The sequence below is a fragment of the Pseudoalteromonas rubra genome, assembly GCF_005886805.2.
Taxonomy (GTDB): domain Bacteria; phylum Pseudomonadota; class Gammaproteobacteria; order Enterobacterales; family Alteromonadaceae; genus Pseudoalteromonas; species Pseudoalteromonas rubra_D.
Genome location: NZ_CP045429.1, coordinates 4,438,125 through 4,462,802 on the forward strand (window position 1 = coordinate 4,438,125; position 24,678 = coordinate 4,462,802).

18 protein-coding genes are annotated in these 24,678 nt (G+C 49.9%); 6 read left to right on the plus strand and 12 right to left on the minus strand.

The window, feature by feature from the left end; translation table 11 throughout:
• Positions 1 to 169: 169 nt before the first annotated feature.
• The 7 genes from CWC22_RS19010 to CWC22_RS19040 form a co-directional block, all read right to left on the minus strand.
• Complete coding sequence (locus CWC22_RS19010; RefSeq protein ID WP_138538055.1) at positions 170 to 1,015, minus strand: hypothetical protein; 846 nt, start codon at positions 1,013 to 1,015, stop codon at positions 170 to 172.
• 163 nt (positions 1,016 to 1,178) lie between these two features.
• Positions 1,179 to 4,334, minus strand: a complete 3,156-nt coding sequence (locus tag CWC22_RS19015; RefSeq protein ID WP_138538056.1) for an efflux RND transporter permease subunit — start codon at positions 4,332 to 4,334, stop codon at positions 1,179 to 1,181.
• Between the two features lie 15 nt (positions 4,335 to 4,349).
• On the minus strand, positions 4,350 to 5,516 hold the full coding sequence (locus CWC22_RS19020; protein ID WP_125560991.1) for an efflux RND transporter periplasmic adaptor subunit: 1,167 nt from the start codon (positions 5,514 to 5,516) through the stop codon (positions 4,350 to 4,352).
• Between the two features lie 88 nt (positions 5,517 to 5,604).
• Complete coding sequence (locus CWC22_RS19025) at positions 5,605 to 7,998, minus strand: ABC transporter permease (protein ID WP_138538057.1); 2,394 nt, start codon at positions 7,996 to 7,998, stop codon at positions 5,605 to 5,607.
• Positions 7,999 to 8,012: 14 nt separating this feature from the next.
• Positions 8,013 to 8,729, minus strand: coding sequence for an ABC transporter ATP-binding protein (locus tag CWC22_RS19030; protein WP_230090592.1), 717 nt, complete (start codon positions 8,727 to 8,729; stop codon positions 8,013 to 8,015).
• A gap of 55 nt (positions 8,730 to 8,784) precedes the next feature.
• A complete protein-coding gene (locus tag CWC22_RS19035) occupies positions 8,785 to 10,029 on the minus strand; it encodes an efflux RND transporter periplasmic adaptor subunit (protein ID WP_138538058.1) in 1,245 nt (414 codons plus the stop codon).
• A 300-nt stretch (positions 10,030 to 10,329) separates the two neighbouring features.
• Entirely contained in the window at positions 10,330 to 12,459 is a 2,130-nt protein-coding gene (locus CWC22_RS19040; protein ID WP_138538059.1) for a calcium-binding protein, read from the minus strand.
• Between the two features lie 580 nt (positions 12,460 to 13,039).
• Here CWC22_RS19040 and CWC22_RS19045 point away from each other — a divergent pair.
• The 5 genes from CWC22_RS19045 to CWC22_RS19060 all read left to right on the plus strand — a co-directional run bounded on the left by CWC22_RS19045 (position 13,040) and on the right by CWC22_RS19060 (position 16,129).
• Positions 13,040 to 13,372: a helix-turn-helix transcriptional regulator gene (locus CWC22_RS19045; protein ID WP_230090593.1), complete on the plus strand. Its 333-nt coding sequence runs from the start codon at positions 13,040 to 13,042 to the stop codon at positions 13,370 to 13,372.
• Positions 13,372 to 13,893: a hypothetical protein gene (locus CWC22_RS19050; protein WP_138538060.1), complete on the plus strand. Its 522-nt coding sequence runs from the start codon at positions 13,372 to 13,374 to the stop codon at positions 13,891 to 13,893. The genes CWC22_RS19045 and CWC22_RS19050 overlap by 1 nt, the downstream gene beginning before the upstream one ends.
• Positions 13,880 to 14,017 carry a hypothetical protein gene (locus CWC22_RS19055; protein WP_157576752.1) on the plus strand — a complete coding sequence of 46 codons (138 nt, stop codon included), beginning with the start codon at positions 13,880 to 13,882 and terminating at the stop codon, positions 14,015 to 14,017. Before CWC22_RS19050 ends, CWC22_RS19055 begins: the two co-directional genes overlap by 14 nt.
• 543 nt (positions 14,018 to 14,560) lie before the next feature.
• Entirely contained in the window at positions 14,561 to 14,689 is a 129-nt protein-coding gene (locus CWC22_RS24575) for a hypothetical protein (RefSeq protein WP_268253658.1), read from the plus strand.
• Between the two features lie 276 nt (positions 14,690 to 14,965).
• Positions 14,966 to 16,129 (plus strand): hypothetical protein, encoded by a 1,164-nt coding sequence (locus CWC22_RS19060; protein ID WP_138538061.1) that lies wholly within the window; start codon positions 14,966 to 14,968, stop codon positions 16,127 to 16,129.
• Here CWC22_RS19060 and CWC22_RS19065 read toward each other — a convergent pair.
• Positions 16,061 to 16,276 carry a hypothetical protein gene (locus CWC22_RS19065; protein WP_138538062.1) on the minus strand — a complete coding sequence of 72 codons (216 nt, stop codon included), beginning with the start codon at positions 16,274 to 16,276 and terminating at the stop codon, positions 16,061 to 16,063. The genes CWC22_RS19060 and CWC22_RS19065 overlap by 69 nt on opposite strands.
• A gap of 354 nt (positions 16,277 to 16,630) precedes the next feature.
• Between CWC22_RS19065 and CWC22_RS19070 the strand changes: the two genes are divergently transcribed.
• Entirely contained in the window at positions 16,631 to 18,463 is a 1,833-nt protein-coding gene (locus CWC22_RS19070; protein WP_125561003.1) for a PKD domain-containing protein, read from the plus strand.
• Between the two features lie 62 nt (positions 18,464 to 18,525).
• On the opposite strand, the gene CWC22_RS19075 is transcribed toward CWC22_RS19070, so the two are convergent.
• From CWC22_RS19075 to CWC22_RS19090, 4 genes are all read right to left on the minus strand, one after another.
• Positions 18,526 to 21,369 (minus strand): TolB family protein, encoded by a 2,844-nt coding sequence (locus CWC22_RS19075; protein WP_419144621.1) that lies wholly within the window; start codon positions 21,367 to 21,369, stop codon positions 18,526 to 18,528.
• Between the two features lie 119 nt (positions 21,370 to 21,488).
• Entirely contained in the window at positions 21,489 to 21,728 is a 240-nt protein-coding gene (locus tag CWC22_RS19080) for a hypothetical protein (RefSeq protein ID WP_125561007.1), read from the minus strand.
• A gap of 97 nt (positions 21,729 to 21,825) precedes the next feature.
• The gene (locus CWC22_RS19085; protein WP_138538064.1) at positions 21,826 to 23,121 is read right to left on the minus strand and encodes a sensor histidine kinase; all 1,296 of its coding nucleotides are present in this window, start codon (positions 23,119 to 23,121) and stop codon (positions 21,826 to 21,828) included.
• The gene (locus CWC22_RS19090) at positions 23,111 to 24,475 is read right to left on the minus strand and encodes a sigma-54-dependent transcriptional regulator (RefSeq protein ID WP_138538065.1); all 1,365 of its coding nucleotides are present in this window, start codon (positions 24,473 to 24,475) and stop codon (positions 23,111 to 23,113) included. The genes CWC22_RS19085 and CWC22_RS19090 overlap by 11 nt, the downstream gene beginning before the upstream one ends.
• Between the last annotated feature and the right edge of the window lie 203 nt (positions 24,476 to 24,678).

The following is a 24,678-nucleotide window of genomic DNA, read 5'->3' on the forward strand; positions in this document are numbered from 1 at the left end:
GGGTCAGGGTTTTGGTCACTCACTTGTTCCTAATTTGTTAAAAACCGTTGTAATCCTAACATAGCAAATAAACGCCTGAGATGTCATTTAATTCACTGTGAGCCGCTGAGATTCTATCTGAAAACGAAAAAGGCCAGCGAATGCTGGCCTCTGAATAGTGAACGCGGCTTTATTTCATTACACAGACCATTTGCAACACCCTGCCCCCGCCTGTATCTGTATAAGCTGGGATACATTCGTACTCTAGATGGTGCAGATAGTCTCGAATATCCTTCTCCCGCTGCCAGTATTTTTCACTGTCGCCTCCACCAGAGCCATCACTCACGGGAACAGATACCGCGATCTTGCCACGGTTTAAGTCACGAATTGTCACATCGATCTGTTCTTCGCAATCTCCGGGGACTATCTTACATATTGAAAAGGGGATTTTCTGACCTCGCTTATTATAGGAGCTAAAGCGGTATGTCTTAAATTTACCATTCTCGTCTGCACTATCTGCCTTTAAAAAATCAGCCATGGCACCAATCGATTGTGAGCCTGTTGCCTGAGCCATTGAATGTAGGAACGTCTGCAAATAACTAGGGTGACTGGATTGTGGTTCTGGACGATATCCACCTCGCCTTTGAATATCATCATTACCAGTTTTCAACCCTCCTTCAGAAGATTCAATTCCCATTGGTATACACCCAGGTGTAACATCACAAGGATCAAAAGGTACATAAACATATTTATAGAATTTTTTGTATTTTAATGCTGCAACAAAATCATCCATCATTTGCATACTGAATGCATTTGAATGGCACCGAGTATGGTTGCGATCACATACAGTTGAAAAAATAATGCGCTCAAAGGGTGAGTATATATTATCTCTTTTGAGATCAACTTTGACCTCAATTCCCTGAGATTCAAAGTACAACCCTCTAAATTCCGGGTCCATCGGCATAGATGCCAATGCCGACAAAGATGAAAGCAAGGTCAGTAACGCCAGGCCAGACCTAAAAAATGTTGATTTCATGACTATCTCCTTATTTAAAATCAACGCAAATGTAACACCAAAAAAAACACCTATTCAACAATAATTAACCAAAATAGAAACACCCCCTGAATCACCACTGAGTTGCGCACATAAAAAAGGCCAGCGAATGCTGGCCTCTAAAGATTGTAACTCTGGCAGATAGTTAGCCTTGCGGCTGACTTGCCCTGCTGTTAGTAACACGACGTGCGGCTTTACCAAACACACCGAATACCCCGCCAAATACCTTGCTGATATCAATTAAAATGATATACAGGCACGGTACCAGCACTAAGGTAATTAAGGTCGCAAACAGCACCGCAAAGCCCAGTGATACCGCCATGGGGATCACAAACTTAGCCTGTAAGCTGGTCTCAAAGATGATGGGCATAACACCGGCAAAGGTCGTGATAGACGTCAGGGTAATTGCCCTGAAACGCGCACATCCAGCTTCAACCACGGCATCTTTCAGCTTCACGCCTTCTTTTCTGACCTGGTTCACATAATCGGTCATGACCAGCGAGTCATTGATCACAACCCCTGCAGCCGCAATCAGACCATAGGTCGACATCATGCTCATATCCAGACCAAAGAACCAGTGGCCCCAGATGGCACCAACCAGGCTGAACGGGATCACCGACATAATGATTAACGGCTGACCATAACTCTTCAGCGGCACCGCCAGTAAGATATAGACAATGAACATACCGGCAATGAAGAACATCATTTGCTCGTTGGCCTGCGCCTGATCTTCTTCGATATCACCGCCCAGTTCGGTCTTCACCTCAGGGAACTGTTCAAACAGCTTAGGCAACAGGTTATTTTTGATATTCTCAACCACCTGATTAGGTTCAATCACCTGCTCATCAATGTTGCCGTAGATATACACAGTGCGGTAGCCATTTTCACGACGAATATAGCTCACACCCGGGCGCTCCACGAACTCAACCACATCGCCCAGCATCACATCTTTGCCCTCAGGCGTTGTGATGACCGTATGCTTCAGGGATGAGAAGGCTTCCCTGTCCAGGCGCGGGTAACGCACCATCACTTTGATTTCTTCACCATCGCGGATCACGCGCTGCGCTTCACCACCATAGAAACTCATGCCGACCTGGTTAGCAATGTCTGACAGGCTCAGGTTCAAATCGTACGCCACCTGCTTGAGCACCAGCTGCACTTCTTTGCTTTCCGGGTCGATACTTGAACTCACATCAAACAGACCCTTTTCTTGTTGCAGCATAGAAATAAACTGGCGACCCGCAGCATTGAGCATATCGATGTCCGGACCATACAGCAGATAGCCAAACTCGCCCTGCCCCTGGCCTTCATCGTTAACGTCATCAATCACGAGCAAAGACTTCACACCAGCAATGTCCGGCATGTTTTCACGCCAGCGGCGCGACAGCTCAAAGGCATCAAACGGACGGTCGTCTTCTTCTACCAATACCGCCAGCACGTTGCCTTCTGTGCGACCCTCATTCCAAACCATGATGTCTTTGATCATGCCCTGTCCATACTCCTGCTCGATCTCGTCTTCCACCTTCAACATCATGTTTTCGATGGTGGTCAGCGCTTCCAGCGTTTGCGAGTCCGAGGCGTTGTCGTTCAGGGTCAGTTTTACCATTGGGTAGTCGTGCGGTACTTTGGGCATCGCCACAAACCTGACCTGATTCGAGGTGATCAGTGATACGCTCAATATTAGCATACCAACAAAGCCACACAGCACCGTCCAGCGCCACTGTACACAGGTTTCGATGAGGTTTCGGTAAGGCCCATTCACAAAGGCGAAGAAACGCGTATTGAACTTCGCACGCCAGCTGCCCTCACGCATCGGTGAAAACTTGGTATGGCCAATGTGTGCAGGCAGGATCCACTTAGACTCAATCAGACTGAAGGCCAGACACAGCATGACCACAACCGCAATCGATTTAAAAAATGCCGCTTCCGGGCCACTCGACAACACCATAGGGGCAAACACCGCCATGGTCGTCAACACCCCAAATGTGGCCGGAGTAGCGACCCGTTTCGCGCCAACAACCACGTTATTCACGCCAGGTCCTTTGCGCTCAATTTCGGTATAGGCGGCTTCACCGATGACAATGGCGTCATCCACCACGATCCCCAGCACCATGATAAAGGCAAACAGAGACACAATGTTCATGCTGATCCCAAATACCGGCATCATCATAATAGCACCCAGGAAACACACAGGCAGACCCACCATAACCCAGAACGCGAGCTTAAAGCGTAAGAAAATGCTCAGCATAATGGCGACCAAAATCGCCCCCTGGAACATGTTCTTTTTCATCATGGCCAGACGGGCTTCAAGGTAGTAAGTCATGTCCACGAAGGCAGTTAACTCAACTCCTTCCGGTAGCGTTTCATTCTTCGCTTCAATGTAGGAATGGATCGTATTGGCGATCGGCACCATGTTTTGGTCATTGGTTGCTTTAACCGACAGGTAAGCCGCATTCACGCCGTTAAGTTGAAAGTAGAATTCGCCTTCAATAAAGGCGTCTTTAATGTCTGCAATATCCTGCAGCAGCACTTTAGCGCCATTTTCGCCCACTTTAACCGGGATACGGCGGAACTCGTTACCACGGTATTTCTGATTTTCGACCCGTACTGAGATCAGGCCTGAATTGGTGCGGATCTGACCGGCTGAGACATTGGTTGAATAGCGACTGATCGCCATGGCCACTTCTTCCATCGACATGTTGTAACGGCGCAGCGCGTCCGGGTCAACTTCAATGGCGATTTCATATTCCGGCATATTACGATCGACCAAAGAAATATTAGACAGCTGCAACAGCTCGTCTTCGACTTCTTTCGCCAACGGCTTCAGTTGTGTCAGAGGCAGATCAGCCACCAGAGCCATCTGTACAACATCCTGAGTAAACTCTATTTGTTGCACACGGATCGGTTCCATCGAGGCCGGGAAGGTTGCGATACCATCGACCCGGGATCGTACTTTGTCGGCGACGTCGGCCAGCTCTGCACTGGTATCAATCTCCAGTTGCACACTACCGCCGTTACGGTAGGCACGATACACCGCCTTATCTATTTCCGTAACATCCTTAAGTGCTTCTTCTACCTTTATCAGAATGCTTTCTTCAATTTCCTGTGGCGAAGCGCCCGGGTAGGTCGCATTAACCGAGATGAGATTAAGCTCAATACTCGGAAACATCTGGCGCTGGATCGTAAAGTAGCTGATGATCCCCATGATCAGGATAAATATCATCATCAGGTTCGCAGCGACCGGGTTATGGGCAAAGTAGGCTATCAGCCCCGTTTGCTTTGGTGTAGGTTGTTCACTCATTATCCGTCCCTGCCGTTATAGCTTTTCCAGGCCAGAGCCCTGTGCATTGGATTCGTCTGCACCCGCAACTTTCACCGCCATACCACGTTGTGGATACTCAGGTAAGGTGACAACCACCTTGTCGCTGTTGTTCAGTCCGGCACCCACCAGGAAGTATTCACCTTCCTCACGGACCACCTGCACCTCACGAGGCTCAAGTTCCGCATTGTCATTAAGTAACCAGACCGTCTGGTTATTGACCAGCTCTTGCGGCAAACGATAAATTTGTTTGAGCGTTTTACCTAAAAAGCTCACCTGCACATAAGTACCAAACTTCACTTTTGGCTTGTCACTGTTCAGGCCATATGGATCTTCGATACGCACGACCAGATTGCTCATGCGTGTTTGCGTATCAACCGTGCCCAGGTCACGATGGATCTGCGCTTCGCGGGTAAAGCTATTCACGCCTTTGTTAAACACCGTTGCTTTGGTACCACCCACGGTTTCAGGTAAAAACACTGAATCGAACCCAGCGATGGGGATCACCACTTCAGCCTGCTCAATGTTATTAAGCTGGGCAACGACACTGCCCGTTGACACAAACTGACCCAGGCCCACGTCACGAGACACAATCAAACCGTTGAATGGCGCAACCACATCACAATTATCCAGATCACGCTGAGCACGCATTAATGCGGCCTTAGCGGATTTAACCGCAGCCTTGGCACTCATCACCTGAGGTTTACGCAAAAACAGGTCGGTGTGTTTTTTGTTTGGAAAACGTTTGGCTTCATCTGCTGCCACGTCTGCTTGTGCCTGCTCTTCGATCAAGGCTGCTTCAGCACTGGCCAGCTGAGCTTCGGCCTGTAAAACCGCCGCTTCGTAATTGTCTTTTTCTATGCTGAGCAAAATATCGCCCTTCGCAACCACGCCGCCGGCCAAAAAGCTGGGATGCCAGTAAACGACTTCGCCAGCTACCTGAACAGACAACTGGGTTGTTTCAAGCGGTGTGACTTCACCATAGCTCTGAATAAGAACCTGATGATCCTGTGCCTGAACGGATTCGACCTGTACCACAGGACGTGTGTCCACGACCTGTTTATCTTCCTCACCCTTTGCGACCGCGTTGATGGCTGAAAAGCCTGCCACCCCAAGGCCCAACGCCACAACGGGAAAGATCCATTTTAGTGCTTGTGCTTTCATGACTTTACCTATTGATATTTTCCTACCGCCTATCTTACCAATATAGAGACGTTCAATAACGTGACATTTGTAAGAATCTGTTACTGATTTAGCAAAAATCTTTCAGCCGGCTTTTAGTATGGTAATAGTCCAGCAATAAAACCATTAAAAACATAAAGGTAACAGCCATTAAAAAGCTGGTTACCAGGCCCAGCAACGCCGTTTTAAACACCCAGCACAGCAGAGTAAGTAACAACAATGCCACAAAAGCAACTGGTAAGACCTGACAAAACCGCCTGATCAATTGCTCTTTTAGCAACGTGCCCGCCTTGGCACCCACCTGCCACTTGATGTGCCACACAGGTGCAGACAACAGCGCCAGGTAGCCCAACACCCCATATAAGCCTGCACCGACCAGCAGCAACATCAACAGACTCAGGGTGATACCCGTATAGGCACTGAGCCGGGCCGATTTACTCAACGCAGCAGCACGCGCCGTCATACTGGTTAACTGAAATACACTTTGCGTAGTATCTTGTACGCGCAGCAGGGCATTCAGATCAGATTTTGCGAGCGACTGCCCCGGCTTCAGCCGGATAATCAGATTACTGACAAAAAAGTTGTGTGGCAGATACACTATGTCCGGCGTCCCCAGTGTCGGTGAATAGATATCTTCGACAATGGCTTGTAATCTGACCGGACGCTGATTACGAGAATACAAAGTGGTGCCGACATCTTGCAGCGTCAAACCTAGCTTACCTGCCAGACTTTGGTTAATAATCACCACCTCAGCTGGAGTATCCAGCGTCAGTTGTTCCGCACTGAACGCCTGACCTGCCAGCACGCGTTGGCCAACGGTGGCAAAGTAGCCCACGCCACTCCATTGCCCAAAAGCGGTCAGTTGCCGGGCACTGTCTGGCACTGTGCTGATAGGCTCGACCCACGACATTTCCAGAGGATCATTGGCAGCCAGACTGACCGCGGCTATCTGGGGCTGAGCCAGCAAGGTTGCAATATTGGCTTCACTGAGCTGACGTCGTGCCCGGGCTTTTTGTTCACCGCGCTCAAAGTCCAGTTGCTGCATCTGCACGTGAATTAAGCCCTTGTCATCAAACCCCTGTGCTTTACCTATCTGTGCACCGTAATGACTTAACAGCCAGATGCTAAAACACAGCACCACGATGCCTATCGTCAATTGTGCATTGATCAGTAATTGACTGAGCCAGCCCGGTAATTGCTTTACCTGACCTTTACCTGAGCCACTGAGTTGCTGCCTGAGCCCACGTAAGTCAACAAAGGTAAAGACACTGCGAGCAAACCCCCAGGCCAGTAATAACGCCACAAACCACATCCCCAGGTAAGCAGGCCAGGACAATTTCAGCCAGGTAATGCTGCCCAGAATATCCTCCCCCCAATATTGCACCAGCGCCATCAAGCCCGGTGCCAGCCCCGTTGCTACCAGAGCCGCCAGTGCAAACAGCGCAACTGCATGGCACAACACCTGACGAAACAATCGGGACTGACGCGCCCCCAGTGCCAGATGTAACGCCAGCTGAGACTGGCGGCTTTTAAAATCCAATAAATAAAGTGCAAACAAATTGCACAGGGTCACTACGATTACGCCCAATGCAGCGCCAACCAGCCATTGCCCCATATCCTGTAGCGCCCCTTTGAGTTTAGTGTCGAGCGGGCTCAGTGTCAGATGAAGGGTTGTTTCACCAAATCCATATTGCTGTGTCAATGCATTGATGCGGGCACTCAGCTGCATAGCTTCTGAATGTAATACCCTGGAGGCCTGAGGTAAGGTCCTGCCGACCAGCAGTACATTATTACGGATCGCCATATCGGCAAACGGGGTCATGTCGGTCGCGGTGTGACTAAAAAAGGGTAAAAAGACATCACTATACTGTGCAGCCCGAAACAGCTCCGGCTCCCGGCTGTCCTCGGCCAGAATGCCCACCACCTGAAAACGCCGATCATCGAGCTGGATCACCTGCCCGCTGGCCTCCTGGCCCGGCAAATAACGGTGGGCAAAACGCGCACTGACAACGGCCTGAGCAGCACTTTGCGCTTGCTGCCCTTGTAAAGACGACGCAGCAAAATAATCGCCACTTTGCAGTGACATATTAAACAAGGAAAAATAACCGGGCTCGACCAGTGCCGTCGCAATTTTAGGCTGTTCGGGATGATCCACATACAACATATCCGTGTAATAAAGTGGCGTGGCCAGCTCGAATAACCCATGCGTTTGATGCAAATGCCAGGCAGCGGGAACAGACAGCGATTCGCTGAGGGTTACCTCACCCTGCTCATTGCGCAACTCACCATCTACCCAGGCAAGCTGCTCTGGTGCGTCATAAGGCAATGGACCATGTGCCTGCCAGGCAATCACGCCGGCGACCAACAAGGCCGCCATGGCGCTGGACAACAACACAATAAAAAACACCGTCATACGCCAACGGGTATGCAACGCCTTCAGCGCGTCCTGAATATCTAACCACATTTCATAGCATTCCTTCAGGCAATCGCACTGCGTGCAGTGCGATGAGTGTGACTGCCGCCGACGATTTCACCATCGAGAAGACGGATCTGCCTCGCTGCCATATCGGCATACCTGGGATCATGCGTCACCATACAAATGGTCGTCCCTTGCTGATGCAGCTGCGCGATCAATTGCATCACCGCGTCACCACTTTTGGAGTCGAGGTTACCTGTGGGTTCATCCACCAGTAAAATGCTGGGGTGTGCAACCAAGGCCCGGGCAATGGCAACCCGTTGCTGTTGTCCACCAGAGAGCTGATCTGGCTTGTGCCCGGCACGATGCGACAACCCCACCTTGTCGAGACAGCTTTGTACGCGACTGTGCACCTCTGCACGTGATAATCGGGTCTCGCTATAACGCAGCGGCAATGCCACATTATTAAATACCGACAACTCATCAATCAGATTAAAAGACTGGAAAATAAACCCGATGTGGCGGTTTCTTAATTCTGCTCGCTGATCGGCGGTCAGGCTGCCAACTTCAATCCCCTGAATAAGGTATTGCCCACTGCTGGCTTCATCCAGCAAGCCCATAATAGACAACAAAGTGGATTTACCACATCCGGACGGGCCAGAGATGGAAACAAACTCGCCTTGCTCTATGGTCAGGCTCACCTGACGCAAAGCATGTGTTTGCAGTGCTTCGGTTTCGAATACCTTGCTGATGTGCTGCATTGTTATTATCTGTGTCATACTATCCCCGCTGACAAACCGACACCCCATTGTGCCATAGTTGTCCTTTAAACCCTTAATTCAGTGCAACCTGCACGCCCTGTTGTGCCAGGTTACTCAAATCAGAAATAATCCAGCGTTGGTTTTTTTCGGCGCCCTGCTCTATCACCACATAGCGACCAGCCAGCGCGCCAAATTGCACCGTCTTCAACTCAGTGGTGTCGTCTTCACGCAGACGATACAACTGCACTGTCTGCTGTTCACGCACATTGGCCGGACGACGAATATATAAAGCCTGATCCAGCTCAGCCACGGTGATACTGGCGTCAATACTGAGCATAGGTCGGGCCGCTTTGGGAAGCGCCTGAGGGAGCGCAACTTCCACTTTCACGCTGTTTTCTGCCACCACAGGATCAATCCGCCCCACGGTGCCTGTGACCTGTTGCTCACGGATCCGCACGCTCACCGTCTGCCCCGGCAGTACTTTTTGCACCTGCGACTGCGGCACGCGCAGCTCAGCCAGCAGCTGCGTCTGGCTGCCGATCAATGCGGTTTCGTCGCCCACTGTCAGGCGTTGACCCACCGCCAGTGGCATACGCTCCAAAATACCCGCAACGGGGGCCGTGATAGTCAATGCAGCTAACCTAGCACGGCTGCGCGCCAGCTCCTGGCGCCGGATAACAATGCGCTGCGATGCCAGCTGCTGCGCACTGGCATGGAGCTTTTTTAGCTGTTCCAGACGCTGTCGTGCGCTCTGCATTTGACGGACCAGATTGGCAACACGGGACTGAGTCTGAGCAAATGCCAGGTGTGAAATAATCCCTTTTTCAGCCAGCCCCTGCTCAGCCTGCTGCTGTAATTGGGCAGTTGCCAGATCTCCGGTTAATTTATCCAGTGCCGTTTGCTCACTAAGAAACTCCCGCTGCTGATTCAGTGTGAGCTGTTGCAGTGCCATCTCACTGCTTTGCAAAGCCTGTTGTGCCTGCGCAACCGCCAGTGACAGGTCCGGATTATCAAGCGTCGCAATGACCTCTCCGACGGATACAGACGCGCCTGCTTTAAGGTGGATCTGTTTCACCACCGCATCACTGTCGGCAGTGATCAAGTGTTGCTCCGCACTGCGCAGCACGCCAAAGCTGTCCACGCCAATCAATAGAGGCCCATTTTCGACAGTTGCAATCAGCACTTCATGCCGTCCCAGTCGGGTGATCTGATCGCTGGGGCCAGCCAGCCAGACACTCACACCAAAAACACAGGCGACCAGCCCCCACATCCAGCGACGCCAGCGCTTGGTGGGTTCAGGCGGTTTAATTACATCCATTCTCAGCTCCGTAAATATTATCTCTGTCACCCTTGCAGCCAGTTTCGTGCCAAAATTTTATAACTTTAAAATCATGAAGTTAAATAAATCACACTGCCAATTTCGGCGAAAGCGGACGCGTTGTCCGGAATTGGAACGGGAGCAAAGAGGGTCATGACAGATGGCAAAAGCGGTTGCTTCATTTCGCTGTCACAGTCGGGCAAGAAAAAGGGGGAAGTCGCAGACTTCCCCCTTACTCGGGACGGATCCTATTACGGACCTCAAGTAATTAATATGTGCTTTGTAAAAGCACTGTCAGTATTATTGCAAGTCGTACACACTCTTACTGCGGTTGTTCAGCCAGGCTTCAAAGGTGGTTTTGTCTACCAGATCAGCTATCAGACCCTTAAACTTACTATAGCCTCGCCGCTCGTTGAAGTACCTTAATCTGAGTACTTCCTCATGACGCGATGACATGCCGCTGGCCGCTTTGCGTACTGCGGTATCAAAATAGCCAGATTTGTGATTCACGCTCGACAGGTAACCACTGATATCTCGATCACTCCATTCGTTATACGCAAAGTCATTACCACTACCGCCGCCACCCGACGGAATTTCATCACCGCGAACAAAGAGAATATCGCCGCCGTTTCCTCCATTCAAACCAATGTCAGAGTATGTAGAAATGGCCGCTAAAAAGTCTTTGCTACCGCCCCCACTCAGTTCACAATGGCCCCATTCACAGACAATGATATCCTGGCCACTGCCACCCCAGGCTTTAGCTCGGTTGCCCCATGAGCCACCGCCTGAATCGACCAACAGGTCAGCGCCTGAATTACCGTACAATCGATCTTTATTACCGTCATTGCCGAAGATAATATCGTCACCATTACCACCGCTCAGGTTATCGCCATCTTTATTGCCAAACAGCACATCGTTACCATTGCCGCCTTCGATTTTATCTGCACCATCACCATTAGTGCCACTGAGACTCACTTTGTGCACGACGCCATCATGATCGGTCGCAATTTCTGAACCACCCGCAATCCAGTCGTTACCATCGCCCGCTTTAATCGTGTCTTTGCCGTCACCACCAAAGATCAAATCGTTGCCGCGCCCGGTATAGAGTTGGTCGTTACCGTTTAAGCCGTAAACCGTCATGTCCCGACTAACACTGGTTGCTGACAAAATATCGTTGCCATTTGATAACTGCACCTCGACCTCTTCAACTGCATTGCTAAACGAACAGTGCTGATAACCTGCGGAGTAAGCAAAGACATATTCCTCGTGCTCTTCAACATACAACATCAGGTTGCTGTCCAGTGCACGCAGTTTCCACACCCCATTGTTCAGCTCACTGTCAAAACTACCAGTTTGCACATGACAACGCGCGTATGCAGCGATCAGGCTGTCTGGTACATCACCCTCAGGTGTACATGAGTATTGCTCAATACCAGTGATATTGCTCTGGATACTGCCGCTTGACCCTTCGGTCAGACAGTCCATGCCCGTGCCACCGTCTACTTTCTCATAATCGCCATAGGTGTAAATGGTGTCATCGCCTTTACCGGCGTACACGTAATCCACTTTATTACCAGTTAAAATGGTGTCATTGCCATCACCGCCATACACCAGCTGGTGCCAGTTCAGTGCGGTACCATCATATTCTTCACCACTGTCTAACAGATTTACCTGAAAACCATTGTGGTTACTCACATCAAAGGTTTCACAGCTGTCAGCATAATACACAGTCACCAGGGATTCATCGCCTTCGGCCGTTAGCTTCTCACCTGTCAAACTCGGTGAGACCGACAGATAATTCATATAAGGGTTTGATGAGTTATCATCCGCAATCGCAATCTTGCTGCGGTCCAGACCCTCACACTGGGCGGGCGCATAGTTGGTACAGCTGGTTGCTTCTACATTTTGAATATTGCTCTGGATTGTCCCTTCGCTGCCCTGCTCAGCGCAATCTGCCCCGGGACCACCGTCAACACGCTCATAGTCACCAAATGAGTAAATTTGATCATTACCACCATTGCCGTAAATGTAGTCAACCTTGTTGCCGGTAAGGATTTTATCATTTCCTTCGCCACCAAAGACCTGCTGGTGAAAGTCCAGATTAATACCGTTATAAGACTCTCCACTGTCTGGTAAGTTGACGTGCAATCCGTTGTAGTTACTGCCATCCAGCACTTCACAGCGACCATTGTATGTCACCACAATAGTAGACTGGCTACCCGACACGGTCAGCTCGGTGTCGGCCAATTTAGGGCTCAGTGCCAGATACGTCATAAATTGATTTTCAACATGCTCACCAACGTCTATTTGAGTCCGATCCAGCTCACCACAGGAGGTGCCCGTCTCAGCCAGACGCAGCGCCTGTGCATTATTTGGCATCAGGGTCAGCGACAGTGCCACTGCCAGGAGTGCTTTTTGATAAACCACCATGTTAGTCTCCATGAGTTAAGTAAAGATTTGCGCAAAGAAATCTTGATCATGGAATTTATAAGCCACAATTGTGCAATCACTATGGACTCAGACTGGGTAAAAAGGATGAGTTTTTCAATCTATCCTACTGGTCAAGAGCACTGCACAGCCTGCCTTTTTTATTTCAAAAGTACTTTGCTGCTCACATCCGGAGTGAGTTAGCGCAGGTTAGCCAGCAAAAAACGGGGAATTTACTACCCATTTTGTCTGCAAAATACGCTGTTGAAAAAACGTCATAAAATAAATCATAGCGTCTTGGATAACACTTGTTTACATATTCACGGGTACTGGTCATGAATCCATTCATAAAGTGCATCAGGCAAGGCGCGCACCAACGTCCATTAGAAACCCTTTATAACTCATGATTTTTACCTAAATCAATGTAACTAAAACAAACTTTTAACGCGCAACCTAATCAGTATTCGGGTACAAAATAACAGATTGATACTTTACATTTTTTAAACAGCTGTTAAATTACCCCGTATAATAATAAGCAACAAAATGTAACTTCACTGTTTTAATATTCATATACGGATGTACAATGAATTCACGTCAAAGATTGAACTGGCTAAACAGCGCCCGAAGGGACATTCAGGCGTCACTGCGTAGTTTGCGAATACAACAAAAAATGTCGCAAGCCGAGCTGGCCAAGAAAATGTCCGTCCCGGTTGATCAGTCCACCATCTCCAATTGGGAAAGTGGTAAGACCATCATGGATCTGGAGCAATTGCTTGATATCCTGATGATCTTTGGTAAAGACTGGAAAAGCTTTTTTGGCTTACTGGCCGACAACGCAGAAAAAAGAACAACTAAAAAGCCCCAACAGAAAGAACCATCTATGGAACCAGAGACAGAAGACAAGGGAGAAGACTGATGCATATTGTTGAGGTATTGCTCTCTTCCGTAACACTGATTGGACTAGTCATGACATGGCAGCACTATAACGCCAGGTGGCTATTTTTAATTCTTATTTTAGTACAGTCAATTGAAGCCACAGTAAAGCCAATTGCCATTCAATGGACCCAGCATTATTACTTATGGCTGTTATTCGCCAACATTTTATACTTGTTCCTTCTTTTGACTCGCAGCGTACTTGCTCGCAGACTACACAAAGCTTCAGGCTGGAATTTCTTCAAACTTGCAGGAGAAAACTATTCATTGACTGTACCTGAATGCGCATATTATGTTTTAGCTCTTGTAGCTATGATACTTTGCGGTGCTCAGTGGATTGAAATTCAACTCTATTATTATGAAATTCTTGATTATCCATTCATTTATCACCATGTTTGGGTACCCGTTATGTATGTACTTCATGTATTGCAATCTCTATCACTCATTACATACATTTTTGTGACTAAAAGAACACAAGGAACTTTACAATATGAAAATAATTAAACGTGTTTTACTGACTCAGGTTGCAGGTGGAGTCAGTGGAGACCCTGATAGATCAACATTGCCTAGAATGGCACCGATCGATCCCCCTTTTGAGAAAAAGAAAAAAGCGCCTTATACAGGTTGAATTTATTAATTGATTCATAAACAACACTGCAACTTTATAGCCAGAGATAATATATCACCACATATGAGCACCAGCTAAATATACGCTTTATATAGTAGATATATCAGTGCTATTTACTTTTATCATCAGAACATTAAGAACACATGGAGCACCACATTATGAAGGTAATTAAAAATGAGTTTTTACCGACAATTAATGGCGGTGGGGGAGGCAATCCCAACTTGCCCGTATTACTCAAATTCGCACCGATAAACCCTCCTCTTAAGGAAAAAAAACATAGAACAGGTTAAACACGTCGATTTATTAGTCTATTCATAAAGAGGAAAGTAACCTAATGGAGATACCTATTAGGCTCCCATTAAAACACGACATGTTACCTAAAGTCTTTGGAGACGCAGCAGGAGGAGGTAAACCTGAACTACGAGATGTTGAAGCAGTAATACGGATTAAAGAGCCAGGTAAAAAATTTAAGTCACTCATGAGTATGAATTTATTAATAAAAGCAAGGCCAGCACAACAGTAAATACAAAAGGATATCTTCATATGAAAAGAATCAATCGAGACAATCTAGGCCATATTTTTGGTGGTTTACCTGCAAATTCAAAACTACCAACATTGCCAAAAAGCGCACCAATAGATAAAACAAAGCTCTCTGAAAGTACGCAAAGCTAAGCTTAGGAGTACATGCTTTTTAGGCATGTGCTCTTTCTTACATACTTCAATTGATAAGAAGAGAATGAATTGGCGGTCAGGCTGCTACTTGCATGTCGAAAACGTGTTATAGAACATCGTTTAGATTTCCTTGCAATGAGCAATTCCTACTACAGTACACCAGCTAACCACAAACCCGTTGGCAGAACATCAGGATAGGTGTAAAGTCAAAGCGCAATAATAACAAAAACTGCGACCAAGCGAATGCGCTGAGTGCGTGTCTTAAGGAGTATGACTATGCCTGCTCGCCTCTGGCTAGTAAGCCTGTTCACTGTGCTGCTGAGTGCCTGTGCCAGCCCACAAAAACGTCCCACAACACCACCACCACGGCCGGACATGCCATTTAACCATGCCCTGTTTAACCCGGTTGAGGTACTCGATGAGCAATCAATTTTTACCCTGCCGGAACAAGAGCAACAAGCCTTTCTGATCTACTATCAAAAACATATTTTAGCGGGCATACGCGGCGACCGGATCATTTATGATTACCTGCATGACCAGCTGGACGAGTTCCACTATCGGGGCGAAACCTACAGCGCCACAGAATCGTTACAATACGGTGGTGGCAACTGTATTTCACTCGCCGTACTGACGCAGGCTTATGCCTTTGTGGCAGGCATAGACACCCGTTATCACAAAGTGGCCTCGGCCCCTGTGTATCAGCAAGTCGCCGATACCATACTGATCTCGTCACACTTTAAAACCAAGCTGCTGGCACCTGAGGAGCAGGAAGAGGAAGACTGGATCACGCTGGTCCGCCCGGGCACCATCATCGACTACTTCCCGGCGCAGGATGCCATATTTGTGGCATCAGCCCGGTACCAAGATCTGGTCGCCAAGTTTTACGCTAACCTGGCCGTAAAAGCCATGCTGGCAGATGAGTTTGACCTCAGTGCCGCCCGAATTCTGCGCGCCCGCAGTTATGCCCCTGACGACCCGGAGCTGATCAATATCGCTGCCGTACTGCACCGTCGGGCTGGCGATCTGAAAGGCGCTGAAACCATTTATCAATACGCCGACCAGCATCGTCTGACCAGCCACAACCTGCTATCAAATTATCTGGTCTTAGCGAAAGAGCAACAGGCAACAGCGCTGGCTGCACGCCTTGAGCAACAGCTCGAAGAGGATGCCAAAACCCCATTCGACTTTTTGATGAATGCGCGCAGTGCCATTGCCAAAGGCCAGCTGAAAAAAGCCTCCCGCCTGCTGGTTAACGTGGTAAAAGAAACCCCTTACCTGCCTGAGCCGTATTTTGAGCTGGCCAAGATCAGTTACCTGCAGGGCGACCATAATACAGCCCGTCAGCTGCTTGAGCTGGCTATAGAGAAAACCTCAGATCCGGAAAAAAGCCGGGTGTTCACCGCCAAACACAGCATGTTGCAGTCGCTTACTGAGCAGTAACAACAGCTGCGAGCTGACTGCCCCCTGACGTACGCGGCCGCTCAGCGTCTCAGCACGCAACATCATTCTCAGCCCTGAATGATGGCTTTGCCCGCGTTCAATTATTACCCCGTCATTACAGCCGCTTGGCCCTGCAACAATGGACATGTAAAGTCTCCGTTAACAGAAATATCGAGCATGCTAAACCCAAGCCGGTGACACGTAATCGCTTCTAAAATAAAGGAAGATCCTGGATATTTGCTGATTTCCTCTGAAAAACACACCTTCAGTCCACAAAACAGGAATAAATTACAGAGCGAAAATGGTGAAAATAAAAATTTTTTACCCGAAACACGCGTAGATACAGCACTTAAATGATGAGTGATGATTTACTTTATTAATTTTTTGTTATCACTTTCTTTACAACAACTGATTTTGTGATTACCTTTGTACCTGTGCGAAATTTATTCAATAACTTTTTATTCTAAAAAATCATTCAACAACAAGTGAAAAGGAACAGCAATGAAACTAACCTATCTTGTCTCTGCGCTCGGCTTACTCTCTACCGCAGCACTGGCTCAAAACACTGCGCCACTGACAGAAGCACAAATGATGCAATACACCAGTAAGGCCAGCAAAGCCATCATTGGTGCCCGTGCCGATGCCAACATTTCGCTCGGTCAGGAATTTGCGACACTCAGCAGCACAGGCAGCACAGTGATCACACGCACCATCACCCACCCTGATGCCAGCTACATCAAACTACACTTTAAAAATGTAAACTTGGCCAATGGCGGCAAACTGGTTGTGCGCTCAGCAGATGGCAGCGAACGCTACGAGTACACTGAAGCGAATATGCATGCAGCGACCGTTAACAGCAAACTGGGAGACGACGGCGTAACGAGCTTCTCAGCAATGTCTATCTCTGCTGAAACGGCAATCGTTGAATATACACCGGGTAGCGCGTCTGACTCAGGCCAAATTTCAACTCAGGCAATCACACCAGCAGTGATTGATTTCTACGACCACGGCACAGAAAACACGCCGATGATGGAAGCCATGAACGCATCAACCGACGTGGGCATTGAGTCAACATGTGGTGTTAATGAACGTCGTGACGTACAGTGCTGGGCAGGTTCAAACCCCACTGAATTTGAACGTTCACGCCCGGTTGCTCGCCTGCTGATGAACGGTAGCGGCCTGTGTACTGGCTGGCGTGTTGGCCCGGACAACCGCATGTTCACCAACGAGCACTGTGTGGGTTCTGCCTCTGAGCTGGCCAATACGGAAGTATGGTTCAACTACCAGCACACCAGCTGTAATGGTTCAAACCTTGAAACTGTGGTGAAAGTCACAGGTAAAGACTTCCTGTCTTCAGACTACACACTAGACTACACCCTGTTCACCATCAACGAGTTCAACAAAGCGGCGCCATTTGGCTACTTTGGTCTGGATGTTCGCGATGCGACACAAGGCGAGCGCATCTATATTCCACAGCACGGTTCAGGTAACCCGAAAGAGCTGGCCATTGAGTCAGATCAGAACAGCAGCGGCAACTGTGAAGCTGACGTCGTAACAGCCAATGGCCGCGGCACTGGCACAGACATGGGCTACTACTGTGACACCATTGGCGGTTCTTCTGGCTCACCGGTTCTGGCTGCATCAAGCAACAAGGTTATTGCACTGCACCACTTCGGTGGCTGTACTAACCAGGGTGTTAAAATAAGCAAAATCTGGCCTGAAGTATCGAGCCACTTCAATGGTATTCCGGATGGCGACAACAACAGCGATCCAATGCCAGTAGCCGACTTTACTGCCAACTGTACAGAACTGGCATGTAGCTTTGACGGCAGCGCGTCTAGCTCACCGAATGGCGCTATCTCTCAGTACGAGTGGAACTATGGTGACAACGCAACAGGCTTTGGCGCTTCTGTAAGCCACACTTATGCCGCTGGCGGTAACTACACAGTGTCACTAACTGTAACAGACAGCACAGGTGCAACTGCGACAACCTCGAAGCAAGTGCCAGTCTATGGCCCAGGTGGTGAAGATCAGCTGCAAAAAGGCGTAGCAAGAACTGGCCTGTCAGCTGCACGTGGCGAGATGACTTACTTCTACTTCGACGTGCCAGCGGGCGCTACCAACATCACCTTTGATATCTCAGGTGGCAGCGGTGATGCTGACTTGTACGTACGTAAAGATGCACAACCCACTACCAGCACTTATGATTGTCGTCCGTACCGTTGGGGTAACACCGAAAACTGTACACGCAACGATGGTGCAGGTCGTTACTGGGTCGGTATTCGTGCCTACAACGCTTACTCAGGTCTGAGCCTGGTTGCGGATTACCAGTAATACTGAATTAAACTTTTCTCCCTAAAAAGGCAGCACAGGCTGCCTTTTTATTTATCTGACCCTCACAACGCGTACCACAGCCCTAACCAGGCACGCAGTGAGTCCTCTGCCAGATCGCTTTCCACCCGGGCAACACCTAAATCAAAATGCAGATCGGTCATCCCGGCAGGCGCAAACCAGTTTGCCCATCCGAGCACTTGCTGACTCAGGTCAACTTGCCACTTCACCCCATAGCTTTTCGCAATCCGCTGGCCATCAAGGCGGTGGTGTTTAATAAAGAGTCTGGGCTGACCCAGTGACCAGCTGGATGCCAGTTCATAGCCGTAATAATGCCGGCCGGTGGCAAACTGAAAAGGCAGCTCGGGGCTGAGCACCAGATCGCTGCGGGTGCGACCACTGAGAATATTGTTATCAAACCCGCCCAGACGCAGCAACTGAGCGTCACGATACTGAGACTGCACACCCGCAAACCAGGGCCAGTCCCACACCTTGCCATATCCCTGCCAGTCATAACCGTGTCCCTGACTGTCACCACTCAATATGGCTGCTTTAAGACGATAGCCCAGGGCAGAATCCTGTTGGTAGTATTGCCAGCCATGCTCCAGCCCGGCCCATTGCGTGGTCATAGCCTCATCGCCTTCATCATCGTAGTGGGTAACCGCAGCAAAAGGCGCAACAGACAAGGTATCAAAGCGCCACTCATAACTCATACTGGTGCTCAGTCCTGTGCCATGCAACTTGACCGGCTGTGCCTCACCATGCTGGTGACGGCTGTCTAAGCGGTAGTTGCTCAGGTGGGCATCAAAACGCCAGTCTCCCCAGCGGTAGCGCAGCGCGGCAAAACTGCCATCCAGTACATTGTCGCTGCTCTGTGTCAGTCCCAGTTGCCAAGATAATTGCTGCAGCAGATCGCTGCCTTTGACGCCCACGCTCAGCAATTCACTGGCAGCAGTGCTGGCCTGCGCCGATAATGCCACAGACGCATTTTGCTTCAGCCACTGGTAATCACTGTGGGTAATAGCGTGCTCCTCAGCGTCATAAATCTGTGCTTCAGGCAGTACTACGGCATCGGTTTTACCCAGCGGCACAGCAAAATCCTCACTGAGGGCAGTGACCGGCTGTTCCGTGATCTGACTATCCAGCGCATGCAATCGCGTGCCCTGCGGCGTAGATTGAGTATATAACAGCGGCTGATCCGCCCGGGGCACCAGTTGTTCAAAAACCGCTTGTCCGGCTGTGATCAGATACAGGCTGTTTTGCTTTATATCGTAACGATACACACCTAGCTGGCCATTCAGGCCCGCAATAAAGTAAAGCCCTTGTCCGTCTGCTTGCCAGCTGGGTGCAGTCAGGTACTGATACCCCTGAGGCATAGGCACACCGCGCACTGTGCCGGATTGCAAGTCTTGTATATACAATTGCCAATTGCCGTTCAGCGCGGTTTTCAGGTAGGCCAGCTGACGTTTGTCAGGGGCAAGCTGCGGATAATCGTACACAGTGCCGAGGTTGCGCGCCGACAGTGGTGTGACGGTGTTGCTGCTGATCTCGACCCGCACCAATTCAGAAAATCCACTACGTACCTGCTCAGCAAACAGCGTATCTGCGTCCAGCAAGGTGAAACGGCGGATCCCCAGCGACTTCGTTAGTCGCGTCACCTCACCGCTGGGAATATGCCAGCGATACAAATCGTTGACCCGGTTACCCCGCGCCTCATCAACGCGCGCACGGGCCACAAAGTAAAGCGTTTCCTGGTTCAGCCACTGCGGATATTGTATGCCTGCAAAATCACGCGCCGCCAGCTCAGCCACTTGTTCACGCTTAAATACGGCCGGGGGCTTATCCGCAATGTCTGTGGGGTCCGCAGCCAAAATGGCCTGTTGTGCTTTGTCGAAGGCTTGTTTGGCTTCAATATTGTCTTCGGTTTTATACACTCTAAGCCAGCGCTCTGTGTCACGGCTGCGCTCTGTCAGCGCAATTTGCGAGCCATCCGGGGATAACACAGGATCGCTCGCCGCATAGTCAAACTCTTGCCATAATGGGCTGTTCAGCGTATCCAGGTCGCGCTCTTGAGTCATAGCAAGGTAGGTGTATTCCGCGATAAAGCGACGATACAGCTGTGGCGCACTTTGTCCGAATGCCCCTTCAAAGGCGCTGGCAAAGCTGCGCTTGTGTACGCCATGAACGCGCGTCCAGACAGCATCCAGTGTCTCTTTCCCATGCTTGTCCTCGAGCCAGGCCAAAAACCTCACTCCCAGCAAATAAGCCATCGCACTGGAGCGGTAACTGCCATCCCCATTGCTCAGCGCCCCGTAAGACAACAAGGCCCCCTGACGGGCAAACGCACGCAGCAAGGCCTCGCTGTAATTATCATAAAGGCGGCCACGACCCGTCAGCCGAGATTCCAACAAGGTGGCATACCCTTCTGCAACCCAGCGGGGTAATACCGCACTGGAAAGATCATAAATATCAAACCAGTCGCGCAGGTGCTGACGCCACACACTGCGGCTGGGTTGAGATAAATGGACCAGGTGGATGTATTCATGCAGGATCAATAGTTGCTGCCAGCCCGGGCTATTGGCAATCACAGAGTCTGACTGTGGCGGCGTGGTAAACAACGCCATCAGCGGGGTGCCAGTACTGGGTAATGCAAAGCCATTTGCCCCATTGATGGGATCAAACACCACCACATCGGCAATACTATCCAGGGCCCGACCCTGTTGCTGTAACACCAAATCTCTGACCAGCTCCAGCTCAACGGCTGCGGATCGCGCCCAGGCCTGCTGGGTCGGTGTATAGTGTACTCTGAAGTGCTCGGTATGAAGGGTTTGCCAGTCATTGGCGCGAGCCTGAGTGCTCACAATAAGCAGCAAATATGCAGCGCACAACGCAGCAAAAGAAGTTCTCATCAATTGCACAACCATGCTCATCCTCGATGAAGTGATCCAAAGTTGCGCTTAGTATGGCAAAAAATGTGCTTAAGAATCAGTAGGTATTTATCTTTTGAAACACTTTAACCCAATGCAGCTCAGGCATCGCTGTGCTGATCAAGCGAACTAACCATATGTAAAATGCCACCGGCGACGATAAACACCGCAAAAGCTGCAGACAAGCTCAACCCGGCGTACACTTTTGCCAGTGCCAGAATGCCCGCACTACTCCAGGCAAGCAACCCTCTGAGCCTGGCCGTCATCAAACGCGCTAGCCTCAGTTGGCTGACGCACGCAGCCGCGACAATAAATACGATTAAAGGGATTAAAACCAACATAGACCACTCCCGGATCAGGGTTTGCTGGCATGATAATACGACGGCAGCATAGGTTAAGATCAGTATGAGGGTTATTATACGCAAATGATAATTATTATCAACTAGGGAGTGTCATCTTAATAACCGCACCCGCTCGCTCACCTCGCTGTTCGTTGCCAACATCAAACTGGCCCTCATGACATTCAATCACATGCTGGCTGAAGGTCAGCCCAATGCCCTGTCCCTCGGTTTTGGTGGAATAAAACGGCGTCAGCACATTGTCGAGATTGGCAAATCCGCCCCCTTCATCCGCCACCTCTATCACCACCGCCGGGCTGAGGTAATAGCTACGTATCAGCACCTGATGACCAGCTGGTGAGGCAGTCTGGTTGGCTTCGATGGCATTTTTAACCAGGTTGATCAGGACCTGCTCAAGCAACTGCGGATCGCAATGACACTGATGCGCCTGGCAATCCAGTGCTATACATTGTGCCGGGTGCTGTGATGCAAATAAATCCTGCACTGACGTAAACAACGGGTGGAGCTGCACCTGCTGAACCTGAGGCTCAATGGCTTTACTTATCTCGCCATAACGGGCAACAAAGTGCTGCAAATGCTGACAACGCTGCTCAATGACCCCCAGTGCTTGTCGCTCTCTGGCTGAGTTTGCACGCTCCGCCAGGCTTTGCGCCAATGAACTCACCGGGGTCAGCGAGTTACGTATTTCATGACTAATCACTCGGATCAGTTGCTGCCAGGCTGCCAGCTCTTTTTGCCTCAGCGCTTTGGTAATATCCAGCGCGACCAGCAAACTGTGGCGCTTGCCTTGCTCATAAAAATAGCTGCTGTGCAGCTGCCAGCGGGCTCCCTGTGTGTGACTGACAAACTGCCACCCCTGCTGCGTTTCTTCCAGCCCCAAAGACAGGGCTGTTGCCCCTTTATAATGCTGCCAAGGTTGTCTATACAAGGATTCAAAAGCTTGATTTGCATAGCTTAATCGTGATTCTTCTGTAAAAACTAGGATCGGGGTATTGAGCTTGTCGATCAGCTGATAAATAACAAAGATCTGTGAATTATAACGCGACTTTTGATGATGTAACTGCTCGCCCAGCGCTATCAACTGCTGTTCAAATGCCGCCACCTGCCCGGAACGAAAATGGGGCCGGATCTGTTGACTGAAATCCGCCTGTTGCATGGCCTCAAGCTGCCAGTGTGCGCGCGAAAAAATGCTCTCCAACTTTGCCAGACGCTGTATTTGCAGACGCCACAATAGTCCGCTGACGCCCCCCGCTATGAGCGTACTCTGCCACCATGGCATCGCCTGCTGCCACAATAAATATGACAACAGGGCCACGACGACTAAGCCCAGCAAAGCAAGATGCACATGTAGCCCGCGCTCAAAGTTAGCTTTCATTGCGCAACCCGTATTTGTCCAGTCGGCGATATAAAGAGGACTTAGTCAGCCCAAGTGCTCGGGCTGCTTCACTGACTTGGCCCTGATGCAGTGCCAGGGTCTGTTCTATCAGGGTTTTCTCGACCTCCGCCAGCGTCCGGCCCGACGGATGTGCCCCCTCTTTATACGACAGCTCGGGTTCAGGGCTGGACAGACGCAGCTGACAGTCCACAACACCGATCTGTGTCCCTTCACTGAGCAATAAAGCTCGTTCCATCACATGGCTAAGTTCACGAATGTTACCGGGCCAGCGGTAGGCCAGCAATGCAGCCTGTGCCTCACTATCCAGTGCCTTAGTGTCGAGATTGTAACGTGCCGCGTGGCGCGCAAGCAGATAATTGGCCAGTGGCACTATGTCATCCAACCGTGCACGCAATGGCGGAAGCTCAAAGGTAAAGGTATTGATGCGATACAACAGATCGCTGCGAAACTGCCCTGCGGCCACCGCTTTTTCCAGATCACTATTGGTGGCGCAGATCAGACGAATGTCGGCACGCTCTGTGCGACTGCTACCGACCCGCTCATATTCACCACTTTCCAGCACCCGAAGTAACTTGGCTTGTTGAGTCAGCGGAATGGTCGCAACCTCATCAAGGAACAAAGTCCCGCCACCAGCCAGTTCAAAACGCCCGCTGCGCTGCGATTTAGCATCAGTGAACGCCCCTTTGGTGTGCCCGAACATTTCACTCTCAAACAAACTCTCGGGAATGGCGCCCATATTCATACTGATCAAAGGGCCATCTCGGCGTGCCGACTGACTGTGTAGCGCATCAACGAGGTAACTTTTGCCACATCCACTTTCACCACACAGTAAAACGCTGGCGTCAGTGACTGCGATCCGCTCCAGCTTCCTGAATAAGGTTTTCATGGCCTCTGAGCGCCACGTATAAGCCGGTAACGTGACCTCAGTATCTGCCACCACACTTTGTTGTGTTTGTAGCGCGCTAAGCTTACTCTGCTTTCGGATCGCATCCAGCAATTGCAGGTTTTGCCAGGGTTTTTCGATAAAGTCTGCGGCGCCCAGGCGCATCGCCTCCACGGCCAGTGTCACACTCCCCCAGCCGGTCAAACAGATCACCGCCGGTGCACCATCTAACGACTTCAACCAGCTCAAAAATGCCAGTCCCTCATTGCCGGATGTGGTGTCGCGGGTAAAATTCATATCGAGCAGGATCAGCTCTATTTGCTTACAACTCAAAAACTGCTTAGCCACGTCTGGATGCTCTGCTTCAAACACCTCAAAACCATGATCTTCAAGCAAAAATGCCGCGCTTAAGCGCACCTCCGGATTGTCATCCACAATGAGTACTGCCATCGTATTCCCTGTCCGATTATTACTGCATTCAGAATACGGGAAATTGACCGAGACGAAAAGCGTCCGACAGACGCTTGTGTCCATGCCGCAGGCACAACGCTATGAGAAGTGACCTACTCACTGGCTAAGTAGCTTAGTAGTGCCCGTGTCGAGCACGGGATGACGGGGTGTAAAACAGTGAACAGTGCAGCGCGCTAAAGTGG